This is a genomic window from Pseudomonas sp. P39-UII1 (assembly GCF_039672635.1).
GTDB lineage: Bacteria > Pseudomonadota > Gammaproteobacteria > Pseudomonadales > Pseudomonadaceae > Aquipseudomonas.
This window is the reverse complement of the sequence record NZ_JBDFPP010000005.1, coordinates 1-12,111: the sequence shown is the minus strand read 5'-3', so window position 1 is coordinate 12,111 and position 12,111 is coordinate 1. Positions and strand designations below refer to the sequence as shown.

Sequence of the window (12,111 nt, the reverse complement as noted above, 5' to 3'; positions counted from 1 at the left end):
CCGGCAGGATATAGAATCCCGCCCGCAGACAGGATTGTTCTTCACACTTTTTCACACTCGCCCTACACAGCTTAACAGGCGCTCAGGCAACCTCTGCCTTAGCATACGCACGGTCATCATCGGAAGATCCGTATGCCTATCATGTTTACCCATCGCCTGCGCCCTTTGGCGCTTCTGGCACTGCTTACCCTGTCCCTGGCCGGTTGTGGCGACGACGCCGGGAAGGACGAGCAGGCACCCACGCCCCACGTCGGGGTAGAAACCCTGCAGTTGCAGCCGCTGGCGATCAGCACCGAACTGAGCGGGCGCATTCTGGCACCGCGCACGGCCGAAGTGCGTGCGCGGGTCGCCGGCGTGGTGCTCAAGCGTGTTTACCGCGAGGGCAGCGACGTCAAGCAAGGCGACGTGCTGTTCCTCATCGACCCGGCACCGTTCAAAGCCGACCACGACAGCGCCCGGGCCACCCTGGCCAAAGCCCAGGCCAACCTGTACCAGGCGCGCCTGCAGGAACAGCGCTACCGCGACCTGGTGGATGACAAGGCCGTCAGCCGCCAGGAATACGACAACGCCCGGGCCGCCTTCCTTCAGGCTGACGCCGAAGTGGCCGAGGCCAAGGCTGCACTGGAGCGGGCCCGCCTGAACCTGGGCTACGCCACCGTCACGGCGCCGATCGCCGGGCGCATCGGCCGTGCGCTGGTCACCGAAGGTGCCCTGGTGGGGCAGAACGAGACCACGCCGCTGGCCACCATCCAGCAACTGGACCCGATCCATGCCGACGTCACCCAGTCGACCCGCGAGCTCAACACCCTGCGCCGCGCCTTGCGCGCGGGCGAACTGCAGCAGGCCGGCAACGGCGAGGCGCGTGCCACGTTGATCCAGGATGACGGCAGTGCCTACCCGTTGCCCGGCAAGTTGTTGTTCTCCGACATCAGCGTCGACCCGAGCACCAACCAGATCACCCTGCGCAGCGAGTTCCCCAACCCGGACCTGGACCTGCTGCCCGGCAGCTATGTGCGCGTACGCCTGGAGCAGGCCGTGCAGCCCAAGGGCATCAGCGTGCCGCAGCGCGCCATCCTGCGCGACAGCGCTGGCGTACCGAAGGTGCTGGTGGTCGACGCGCAGGCGCGCATCAGCGAACGCCAGGTGGTCCTCGGCAACGCCCAGGGCGACCGCTGGATCGTCAGCGAAGGCCTTGCAGCCGGTGACCGCGTGGTGGTCGAAGGCCTGCAACACGTCAAGGCCGGTGACCAGGTGCAGGTCGACGCCAGCCAGAACACCCAGCCCATCGCCCAGCACAACGGCCAATGAGGGCCTGACCCATGCCGCAATTCTTCATCGACCGCCCGGTGTTCGCCTGGGTGGTCGCGTTGTTCATCCTGCTGGCCGGCGCGCTGGCCATCCCGCAGTTGCCGGTGGCCCAGTACCCCAACGTGGCGCCGCCGCAGGTGGAAATCTATGCCGTGTACCCGGGCGCCTCGGCGGCGACCATGGACGAGAGCGTGGTCAGCCTGATCGAGCAGGAGCTCAACGGCGCCGACAACCTGCTGTACTTCGAGTCGCAGAGCAGCCTGGGTAGCGCCACCATCACCGCCACCTTCGAACCGGGTACCCACCCCGATCTGGCCCAGGTCGATGTGCAGAACCGTCTCAAGGTGGTCGAGTCGCGCCTGCCGCGCCCGGTCACCCAGCAGGGCCTGCAGGTGGAAAAGGTCTCCACCGGCTTCCTGCTGCTTGGCACCCTGACGTCCGAGGACGGCACGCTCGACGAAACCGCGCTGTCGGACATTCTGGCGCGCAATGTGATGAACGAAATCCGCCGCCTCAAGGGCGTCGGCAAGGCCCAGCTGTACGGTTCCGAACGGGCCATGCGTATCTGGATCGACCCGGCCAGGCTGATCGGTTTCAACCTGACGCCCAATGACGTGGCCGAGGCCATCGCTGCGCAGAACGCCCAGGTCGCACCCGGCAGCATCGGCGACCTCCCCGCCCGCAGCACCCAGGAGATCACCGCCAACGTGGTGGTCAAGGGCCAGCTCAGCACCCCTGAGGAGTTTGCCGCGATCGTGTTGCGGGCGAACCAGGACGGCTCGACCGTGACCATCGGCGATGTTGCCCGGGTCGAGATCGGCGCCCAGGAGTATCAGTACGGCACGCGCCTGAACGGCAAGCCGGCCAGTGCCTTCAGCGTGCAGCTGGCGCCGGGCGCCAACGCCATGGAAACCGCCACGCTGGTGCGGGCGAAGATGCAGGAGCTGTCGCGCTACTTCCCCGAAGGGGTCAAGTACGACATCCCTTACGACACCTCGCCGTTCGTCAAGGTGTCGATCCAGCAGGTCATCAGTACCCTGTTCGAAGCCATGCTGCTGGTGTTCGCGGTGATGTTCCTGTTCTTGCAGAACCTGCGCTACACGCTGATCCCGACCCTGGTGGTGCCGGTGGCGCTGATGGGCACCTTCGCCGTCATGCTGGCGCTGGGCTTCTCGGTCAACGTGCTGACCCTGTTCGGCATGGTGCTGGCCATCGGCATCCTGGTGGACGACGCCATCGTGGTGGTGGAAAACGTCGAGCGGATCATGGCCGAAGAAGGCCTGCCGCCCAAGGAGGCCACGCGCAAGGCCATGGGCCAGATCAGCGGCGCCATCGTCGGCATCACCCTGGTGCTGGTGGCGGTGTTCCTGCCCATGGCGTTCATGAAGGGTTCGGTGGGCGTCATCTACCAGCAGTTCTCACTGTCGATGGCGGTGTCGATCCTGTTCTCGGCGTTCCTGGCTCTGAGCCTGACGCCGGCCCTGTGCGCTACCCTGCTCAAGCCCCTGGCCAAGGGCGAGCACCACGAGCGCACAGGGTTCTTCGGCTGGTTCAACCGGCGTTTCGAGGCCATGAGCAACGGCTACGAGCGCTGGGTCGTCAATGCACTCAAGCGCAGCGGTCGTTACCTGCTGGTGTATGGCGTGCTACTGGCCGTGCTGGGTTATGGCTTCAGCCAACTGCCCACGGCGTTCCTGCCCACCGAGGACCAGGGCTACACCATCACCGACATCCAGCTGCCGCCGGGTGCCAGCCGCATGCGCACCGAGCAGGTGGCCGCGCAGATCGAGGCGCATAACGCCGAAGAGCCTGGCGTGGGCAACACCACGGTGATCCTCGGGTTCAGCTTCTCGGGCAGTGGGCAGAACGCCGCGCTGACCTTCACCACCCTGAAGGATTGGTCCGAACGCGGCGCTGACGACAGTGCCCAATCGATTGCCGACCGCGCCAGCGCAGCGTTTTCGCAGATCAAGGATGCGGTGGCGTTCTCGGTGCTGCCGCCGCCCATCGACGGCCTGGGTGAATCCACCGGGTTCGAGTTCCGCCTGCAGGACCGCGGTGGCATGGGCCATGCCGCGCTGATGGCCGCCCGTGACGAACTGCTGGCCGGTGCCCGCAAGAGCAAGATACTGGTCAATGTGCGCGAGTCATCGCTGGCCGAAAGCCCGCAGGTGCAGCTGGAGATCGACCGCCGCCAGGCCAACGCGCTGGGCATCTCGTTTGCCGATATCGGCGCGGTGCTGGACACCGCAGTGGGCTCCAACTACGTCAACGACTTCCCCAACCAGGGCCGCATGCAGCGGGTGGTGGTGCAGGCCGAAGGCGACCAGCGCAGCCAGGTCGAGGACTTGCTGAAAATCCACGTGCGCAACAGCAGCGGCAAGATGGTCCCGCTGGCTGCCTTCGTCCAGGCCCAGTGGGTCAGCGGCCCGGTGCAGCTGACCCGCTACAACGGCTACCCGGCCGTGTCGATTTCCGGCGAGCCGGCGGCCGGCTACAGCTCGGGCGACGCCATGGCCGAGGTTGAACGCCTGGTCGCGCAGTTGCCGGCCGGCGCCGGCCTGGAATGGACGGGCCTGTCGCTGCAGGAACGCCTGTCCGGCAGCCAGGCGCCGCTGCTGATGGCGCTGTCGCTGCTGGTGGTGTTCCTGTGCCTGGCGGCGTTGTACGAAAGCTGGTCGATCCCCACCGCCGTGCTGCTGGTGGTGCCGCTTGGCGTGCTGGGTGCGGTGCTGGCGGTAACCCTGCGCGGCATGCCCAACGACGTGTTCTTCAAGGTCGGCCTGATTACCCTGATCGGCCTGTCGGCGAAGAATGCCATCCTTATCATCGAGTTCGCCAAGAGCCTGGTGGACCAGGGTGTGGACGCTGTCGACGCCGCCATCCAGGCTGCCCGCCTGCGCCTGCGGCCGATTGTCATGACTTCGCTGGCGTTCATCCTCGGCGTAGTGCCACTGGCCATCGCCACCGGTGCCAGCTCGGCGAGCCAGCAGGCGATCGGTACCGGGGTAATCGGCGGGATGCTCAGCGCCACCTTGGCGGTAGTGTTCGTGCCGGTGTTCTTTGTGGTGGTGATGCGCCTGGCCGAGCGCCGCCGCAAGCGGGCCGATGGCGGCGCGCAAGCTATCGACGCTCAATAAAAGCCGGTGGGGTTGCCCTGTAAGGGCACCCCCGGCCAGCCTGGACAATTGCGCTGCAGCGTGGGAGGGTGCGGTCCTTGCACTTCAGGAATCGACACAATGCCCACCCTGCCCTCCTTTTCTGCATTGATCCTCGCTGGCGGCCGCGGCCAGCGCATGGGCGGCCGTGACAAAGGGTTGGTGCCGTGGCGTGGCGAACCGCTTGTGGCGCATGTGCAGCGCGTGGTGCGGGCGCTCAGCGATGACGTGGTGATCTCCTGCAACCGCAACCAGGATCTTTATCGCCCGTTTGCCGATCAGCTGGTATCCGACGCTGAAGTGGGCTTCCCCGGGCCGTTGGCCGGCGTCATTGCCGGGCTGGCAGTGGCGCGGCATGAATGGGTGGTGGTGCTGGCCTGTGATGCGCCATTGATTGACCAGGGGTTGATCGAGGAATTGCTACAGCTGGCGGTGGCCAATGACAGTGCCGCCATGGTGCGCCAGGGTGGGTATTGGCAGCCGATGTTCAGCGTGCTGCCGCGCAGGTTGCTGCCGGTGCTTGAGCAGGCCTGGGCGGCGGGTGAGCGGAGTTTGCAAAAGGCGCTGTTGCTTGAGCCGGTGCAGGGGCTGGAGTGTGCCGAGGATGATCGGCGGTTGAGCAACTTCAATAGCCCCGACCTGCTGCAGGGCTGAGCTAGCGACTGCCTGTACCGGCCCTATCGCCGGCAAGCCGGCTCCCACAAGGTTCTTTTACGCAAGCCTCAGGCGTTGCGCATTACCTGTGGGAGCCGGCTTGCCGGCGATAGGGCCACCGAATGCGACATATCAACCACCAGCCAGCTCTTCGACACTGATCTCGCGCATCCTGAACTTCTGCACCTTGCCCGTCACCGTCATCGGGAACTCGTCGACAAAGCGGAAATGCCGGGGCACCTTGAAGTGCGCGATGCGCGCCCTCGCCCACTCGCGCAGTTGCTCCTCAGTGACGGGATGCCCGGGGTGCAGCCGCACCCAGGCGACGATCTCCTCGCCATACTTGCTGCACGGCACGCCGATCACCTGCACATCCGCGACTGCCGGGTGGGTGAAGAAGAACTCCTCCAGTTCACGCGGGTAAATATTCTCGCCACCGCGGATGATCATGTCCTTGCTGCGCCCGACAATGCGCACATACCCCTGCTCGTTCATCACCGCCAGGTCACCGGTGTGCATCCAGCCTTCATCGTCAATGCTTTCAGCGGTGGCCTTGGGGTTGTTCCAGTAGCCCAGCATCACGCTGTAACCCCGGGTGCACAGCTCGCCGATTTCGCCGCGCGGCACGCTGTTGCCGTCGGCATCGATCACCTTGTTCTCCAGCCGTGGCTGGGTGCGGCCGACGCTGGTGACGCGGCGCTCCAGGTCGTCGTTGGCGCCGGTCTGCAGTGACACCGGGCTGGTTTCGGTCATGCCGTAGGCGATCTGCACTTCGGCCATGTGCATCTCGTCGATCACCCGGCGCATCACCTCGATCGGGCAGGTGGCGCCGGCCATGATGCCGGTGCGTAGGCTCGACAGGTCGAAAGCGCTGCGCTGTGGGTGGTCCAGTTCAGCGATGAACATGGTCGGCACGCCATACAGGGCGGTGGCCTTTTCTTCCGCCACGGCGCGTAGCGTGGCCAGCGGGTCGAACGCATCGTTGGGGTAGATCAGGGTGCTGCCGTGGGTCATGCAGCCCAGGTTGGCCATGACCATGCCGAAGCAGTGGTACAGCGGCACCGGGACCACCAGGCGGTCGTGCTCGGTCAGGCCCAGGCTCTCGCCGACCATGTAGCCGTTGTTGAGGATGTTGCTGTGGCTGAGCGTCGCGCCCTTGGGAAAGCCCGTGGTGCCCGAGGTGTACTGAATGTTGATCGGGTCGCCAGGCTGCAACTGTGCCTGGCGTTCGGCCAGCGCTTCGGCGCTGACGGCAGCGGCGCGGGCCTGCAGGTCGTGCCAGGCGAGAAAGCCAGGTGGCGGCGTGACGGCCAGGCTGACGACCCCGCGTAGCGCTGGGAAGCGCTCGCAGTTCAGCCCGCCGGGGTGCCCTTTGGCCAGGCCAGGGACCAGGCCCGACAGCATGGCGTGGTAGTCGGACGTCTTGAAGGCATCGGCGCAGATGACCCAGCGGCAGCCCGACTGACCGAGCGCGTAGTCGAGTTCGCTTGCGCGGTAGGCCGGGTTGATGTTGACCAGGATTGCCCCGACCTTGGCGCTGGCGAACTGGGTGATGCACCATTCGGCGCAGTTCGGTGCCCAGATGCCGAGCCGGTCGCCAGGTTGGACGCCCAGGGCCATGAGGGCGCGGGCATGCTGGTCGACGGCGTCGGCGAGTTGCCGCCATGTGTAGCGCAGGGCCTGGTGGCGAACCACCAGGGCTTCGCGGTCGGGGAAGCGGGCGACGGTGGTGTCAAAGGCGTCGCCGATGCATTGGGTGAGTAAGGCCTTGCCCTGATCGCCCTGGGAGTAGCTTGGCTGGGTCATGGGTGCGCTCTTGTTGTTTTTGTGGTGCCGAATCGGGCCCTATCGCCGGCAAGCTGGCTCCCACAATGACCGGGGTGTCGCATGGTCCTGTAGGAGCGGGCTTGCCCGCGAAGAAGCCAACACAAAATTACCTGACAAACACCTGCGGCGTGGTGGTCGACATATCGCCACCGGGCAGCTTGATATTCTTCACCTTCTCCAGTGTTTGCGGGTCGAACACCGCCAGGTCATTGAAGGTGCCGCCCAGGTACAACTTGTCGCCCTTCATGTCGAAGGTCACGCAGTAGTAGGTGTGCTCAAGGTTAGCCGCCTTGATCAGCTTGCGCTCTTTGATGTCATAGCGCGCCAGGCGGTTGAGCACGCCGTAGATCTGGTTCGGGTCCTTCGGCGAACGCAGGCCGGTGAAGTACAGCTCGGTCAGGTCGGCGAACTCCTGGGTGTGGGTCTTGCCGGTCTTGAGGTCCACGCTCAGGTAGCCGTACAGCAGCTCGGCGGTGTTGGGGTCTTGTTTCTCGTCCTTGAACCTGGCGATGGTGTACAGCATCGAGAACTCGTGGCGCGGGCTCTGATGCGGCCAGAAGTACAGCACGTCCGGGGCGCTGTAGCCTTTGCGGTTCCAGTTGCGCAGCGGCAAGGCCACCTCGTACTTGCCGGTGTTCACGTCCATCTTGTAAATGTCGGGGCCGGCGACGAACAGGCTGCCGTCATCGGCGGCGCGCATCAGGTATACCTGGCGTGGCATCGGGAAGGTGCGCACTGGCTTGGCGCCTACTCCGTCGGCGGTGCGGAACACTTCGAGGCGCGGTGGCTTGACCACGTAACGGTCGTTCAAACGCTGGCTGGGGTTGACCGTGGCGTACACCTCTTTGCCGTCCGGGCTGATGGCGAACGAGTACATCGACTTGCCGACTTCGCCTGGCACGCTGGACAGGTTGGCGTGGAAGGTGGTCTTGCAGGTGTCCAGGTCGATACCGTAAATGTCGGCGTAGTGGTTGTTGAGTATGTAGGCGGTACGGTTGTCCGGCGCCATCATCGCGGTGCCCGGGCCGAACGCGTCGGGCAGGCGGCAGCTTTTATACAGCGTGTCGCTGGCCACATCGACCACGTGCAGGTTGTTCGGGTAGTTGGTGGCGATCAGGTATTCGTTGCCGGCCTTCAGGGCAGGCGCGGCGTCATCGGCCTGTACCGCCCAGGCGCAGGCCGTGGCGGCGACGGTGAGCGCGAGCTGCGCGCAGAGTCCAGGTTTCATGCGGTTTCCCCTTGTCATTCTTGTTGGGCCGGTCACTTGTCTTTTGGGAACACGGTGCCGAGGTTGCGCCAGTCGTCCTGCGAGTTGGTCGCCTGGGCGTTCCAGTCCTGGTAGGTGCTCATCATGTCCGGCACCTGGGCTGGCCACCAGCAAGGGTCGGAGCAGCCATAAAGGTCGGCCTCCATCGGCTGGCACAGCGAGCTGACCCCGCCAAAGGCGTCCACTTCCCAACCCGGGTCGGTGGTGGCGGTGCAGCCGGCCACTGCGCTCATTGCCATGACTTCTTCGACGCGGTCTTCGGCAGCGGCCTGCTCGAGGATGCGTGCCTTGTTGTTCAGGGGCTTCAAGTGCTTCATGTCAGTGGGCCTTGCGCGGAGTGATATAGCGGTCGATGAAGGCCGGGTTGGCGGCCATGATGCGGCTGTAGACTTCGATGCCGAAGTCGACCCAGTCACGCATCAGTTCGCAATAGTGGTAGGTCGGGTGCTGCGGGTCGCCGTAGCGTGCGTAGCTTTCGTGGTAGCAGCCGCCGGAGCACAAGTTGCGGATGCGGCAGCTGTCGCAGCCGGTGTTGCTGCGGTCCAGGCGCTGGGACAGGAAGTCATTGAGCTGCGCCTGCTTCACGCCCTGGTGCACGTTGCCGAAGGTCGGCAGGCTGGAGCCGGTGAAACGGTGGCACAGGTTCAGTTCGCCCTCGTGGTCCACCGCCAGCATTTTCAGCCCGGCGCCGCACGGCAGAGCTTTCTTGTGGCCTTCGTGGATATCGGTGATCAACTGGTGCAGGTTGGAAAAACCGATGTTGCGGTGTTCCAGGGCGGCCTCCAGGTAGCGCCGGCCGAGGGCTTTCATGTTGGCGAAAACCGCGATCAGCTCCTCGCCGGTGAGGTTGAAGTCGGCCATGTCGCCCGAGGTCACCGGGGCGAAGCCCACCTCGGCAAAACCCAGCTCATTGAACAGGTGGTTCCAGATGGTCTCGACGTCGGTGATGCCGCGGGTCAGGGTCACCCGCGCCCCAACCGGGCGGCTGGTGTAGCGCGACAGCAGCAGCTCTGCCTTGCGCCGCACCACGTCATAGGTGCCCTGCCCGCCCACGGTGATGCGGTTGCGGTCGTGCACGGTCTTGGGCCCGTCGATGCTCACCGACAGGCCGAAGCGGTGGGCATTGAGCCAGTCGATGGTGTCTTCGGTGAGCAGCGTGGCATTGGTGGTCATGATGAATTCCACCTGCTTGCCGGCTTCGGCGAAGCGCCGCTCGCAGTAGGCGACCATGTGCTCGATCAACGGCCGGTTGGACAGTGGCTCGCCGCCGAAGAACACCACGCTGTAGCGTTGTTCGTCGGGTGATTCCTTGAGCAGCATTTCGACCGACGCCTCGGCGGTGGCGGTGCTCATCTTCTTGCCGGCCGAGGGTTTGTCCAGGTCTTCCTTGTAGCAGTAGGTGCAGCTCAGGTTGCAGCCGGTATTCACGTTGAGCACGACGGTGTTCAGCGCCGTACGCTCGACTTGCTTGAGGGCGATTTCCGGGGTGAGCGGCGAGCCGTCGCTGACCAGCTCCAGCGCGATCAGCTCGCGCAGGGTGTCCTCGATGTCGTTGCCGGCGAACTGCTGGCCGAGGCGCTGCACCAGCTCCTCGGCGGAGCAGCCTTGCTGGCGCAGGGTGTCGATGATGCCCCCGGTCACCGCGTCGGCGGTGAACAGCGAACTGCTGGGGATATGGAACAGCATGCGGTCGGCATCGACCTGCACTTCGTGCAGGTTGCGCTCGACCAGGTTCAGTAATACGCCCATGGCGACCTCCGATAATCGATCCGTTGGTTGATGCGTCTGGCAGGCCAACCCTTATGGCAGGGGCGGGTTGTTCCAGCGCTGGACGGTGACGATCATGTGGCCCTCGCCGGTCTGGCCGCCGTCAGCCAAGGTAGCGATGACTTTCAGGTTGCCGGCGTTGTTGGTCATCATCTTGCGCGCAGGGTTCGGGCCCGCACCGCCTGGCACGAACACGCCGTCAGCCTGCATCTGGCCAGCAAACTTGACGTCTTCGTCCTCGACAGCACGTTCGTTGAACGGCTCGACCTTCCACGTGGCCGGCAGGTAACCGATGCGCAGCGGCTGGCCGCTGGCATCCTTGCCCCAGGCTTCGGCCTCGAAACGCCCCTGAACCTTCGGTACCGCCGCGCCGTTTTCGCCGATACGGGCGATGGAGAACGCCGGCACGACCTTCACCGCCTCGACCTTGTCGTAAACAGCCAGGTTGACGCCCTTGAGTGCACCGACTGCTACCTCACGCTGGCCAGGTTTGGCATCTGCTGCCGCGCGCGCCTTGACCCGCACCAGGGTCGGGGTCTGCTCCAGCACCTCGGTCACCTCGACACCCGCGCCCAAGTCAGGCTTGCCGCTCAGGTCGCTGCCCACCAGGGTGATCTCACTTTCGCCACCGGCCTTGATGTAGCCAGGCTGTACTGCCAACAGGCGTGGTTTGCCGGCTTTCACCGCGGTGAAGTCCAGCCCGCGCTCGTCGTGTTCGGCCTCGAACATGCGGCCTTTCATCTCGCCGTCCAGCGCCGCGAACACCTGGCGCAAGCTGGCGTCGCCCACCTTGACGTTGCCGCGCCACTCGTAACCGTTGTAGAGGATCGCCGTGCCAGTGCCATTGAATGGCGTGCCGTCGGCATAGGCGCCCTTGACCTCCACCTTGAAGGTATCGCCTTGCTCGGGGCTGACCGTCATCACCCCGCGCACGTCGCCTTTGGCCAGCATGTGGCCGCTGAAGGCCCATTGCCCCGGTAAAGCATCGGCCTTGGGTTTGGCGTTCTGCCAGTCAGCCCAGGCCGTGTTGTCCAGCGGGAAGCGCTTGGCCAGCTCCGGCACCACCTGCTTGAGGGCGATGTCCAGCCAGTCGCGGTCGCGTGCCTGGGCCTGGTATTCCAGCGATGGCCACTGGCTGAGGTGGAAGTTGACCAAATGCTCCCATTCCTGGGCCGGCCGGCGCTGCAGAGCGACACGGGCACCGGAGTGGCAACGGCCGCAGGTTTCGCCGATGATCGGGTCGAAGTGCTCGACGGTATTGAGCCGGCGTTCCATGGCGTAGCGCACGCCTTCGGTTTCGCTGGGGGCCAGCCCTTGTTTGTCGGCCAGGTACTTGACCAAGGTGCGACGGTCATCATCACTGATCTGCAGGCCGTGCATGATTTGCATGCGGGCGATGCTCATCAGCCAGCCTTCGGGCGTTTTGCGCTGGTGGCTGATGCGGCTGTAGGTATCGTTACCCTCGGGGATATGGCACCCCATGCACTTGTTCTGCAACAGGCTCGGGCCCTGCTCGGCCGCCATGGCCTGGGTGCCCAGCAGTGCGGCGGCGATCAACGCCAGTTTGCCCGCTTGCCGCCGGAGTCGAGTCGTCTTCAAGGTCAGACCTCCACGGTTGTTGTTCTTATGGTTTTCGCACGCTTGGGTACAGCAGGTGTGCATGTGACAGTTGCGATACAGAAACTGTGCCAGATGCTTGAAAATTGTTGTATTTCAGCTTCTTAGCGCATTTAAGGGACCTGCAACCACACCTTGGTGTCGAGTCGGAACGTGCCATTTCGCGACAGGGTGTTTCATGTTGAGACAGGGGCCTGCTGCGCAGGCCATCGCCGGCAAGCCAGCTCCCACAGGTACAGCGGCGTAGGTGATGACTGCACTGTACCTGTGGGAGCCGGCTTGAACTGGCTTAATGATCCCGGACACCTCTTAAGGGCGATATGATTCGCCCAATCAGGAGGTTCCATGCAAGAACGAAAGACCTATACCCGCGAGTTCAAGCAACGTGCTGCCAGCATGGTTCTTGATGACAACGGCTCGATTCCAGATGTTTGTGCGTCGATGGAGGTCGGCCCTACGGCGCTGCGCCGCTGGGTTGATCAGGTTCGCAAAGAGCGTCAGAAGGGCCAGCCA

The 12,111-nt window shown here is 64.7% G+C and carries 9 protein-coding genes; 4 read left to right on the top strand and 5 right to left on the bottom strand.

The genetic code is table 11. The annotated features are described in order from the left end of the window. Positions 1-132: 132 nt before the first annotated feature. From ABEH27_RS08850 to mobA, 3 genes are all read left to right on the top strand, one after another. Positions 133-1,308: an efflux RND transporter periplasmic adaptor subunit gene (locus ABEH27_RS08850; RefSeq protein ID WP_346613210.1), complete on the top strand. Its 1,176-nt coding sequence runs from the start codon at positions 133-135 to the stop codon at positions 1,306-1,308. Between the two features lie 11 nt (positions 1,309-1,319). Beyond that, a complete protein-coding gene (locus ABEH27_RS08845) occupies positions 1,320-4,448 on the top strand; it encodes an efflux RND transporter permease subunit (RefSeq protein ID WP_346613209.1) in 3,129 nt (1,042 codons plus the stop codon). Between the two features lie 99 nt (positions 4,449-4,547). Continuing rightward, complete coding sequence (gene mobA, locus ABEH27_RS08840; protein ID WP_346613208.1) at positions 4,548-5,120, top strand: molybdenum cofactor guanylyltransferase MobA; 573 nt, start codon at positions 4,548-4,550, stop codon at positions 5,118-5,120. 132 nt (positions 5,121-5,252) lie between these two features. Here the strand turns inward: mobA and ABEH27_RS08835 are convergent, their stop codons facing one another. The 5 genes from ABEH27_RS08835 to peaA form a co-directional block, all read right to left on the bottom strand. Then, positions 5,253-6,926, bottom strand: coding sequence for a fatty acid CoA ligase family protein (locus ABEH27_RS08835; protein ID WP_346613207.1), 1,674 nt, complete (start codon positions 6,924-6,926; stop codon positions 5,253-5,255). Positions 6,927-7,053: 127 nt separating this feature from the next. Beyond that, on the bottom strand, positions 7,054-8,175 hold the full coding sequence (gene peaD, locus ABEH27_RS08830; RefSeq protein ID WP_346613206.1) for a quinohemoprotein amine dehydrogenase subunit beta: 1,122 nt from the start codon (positions 8,173-8,175) through the stop codon (positions 7,054-7,056). Positions 8,176-8,207: 32 nt separating this feature from the next. Further along, positions 8,208-8,531, bottom strand: coding sequence for a quinohemoprotein amine dehydrogenase subunit gamma (qhpC, locus tag ABEH27_RS08825; protein ID WP_008091708.1), 324 nt, complete (start codon positions 8,529-8,531; stop codon positions 8,208-8,210). A gap of 1 nt (position 8,532) precedes the next feature. Beyond that, positions 8,533-9,963 carry a quinohemoprotein amine dehydrogenase maturation protein gene (gene peaB / locus ABEH27_RS08820; RefSeq protein WP_346613205.1) on the bottom strand — a complete coding sequence of 477 codons (1,431 nt, stop codon included), beginning with the start codon at positions 9,961-9,963 and terminating at the stop codon, positions 8,533-8,535. Between the two features lie 51 nt (positions 9,964-10,014). Then, positions 10,015-11,580 carry a quinohemoprotein amine dehydrogenase subunit alpha gene (peaA, locus tag ABEH27_RS08815; protein WP_346613204.1) on the bottom strand — a complete coding sequence of 522 codons (1,566 nt, stop codon included), beginning with the start codon at positions 11,578-11,580 and terminating at the stop codon, positions 10,015-10,017. Positions 11,581-11,943: 363 nt separating this feature from the next. Between peaA and ABEH27_RS08810 the strand changes: the two genes are divergently transcribed. After that, positions 11,944-12,111: transposase (locus ABEH27_RS08810; RefSeq protein ID WP_346613477.1), on the top strand; the 168-nt coding region annotated here is incomplete at its 3' end.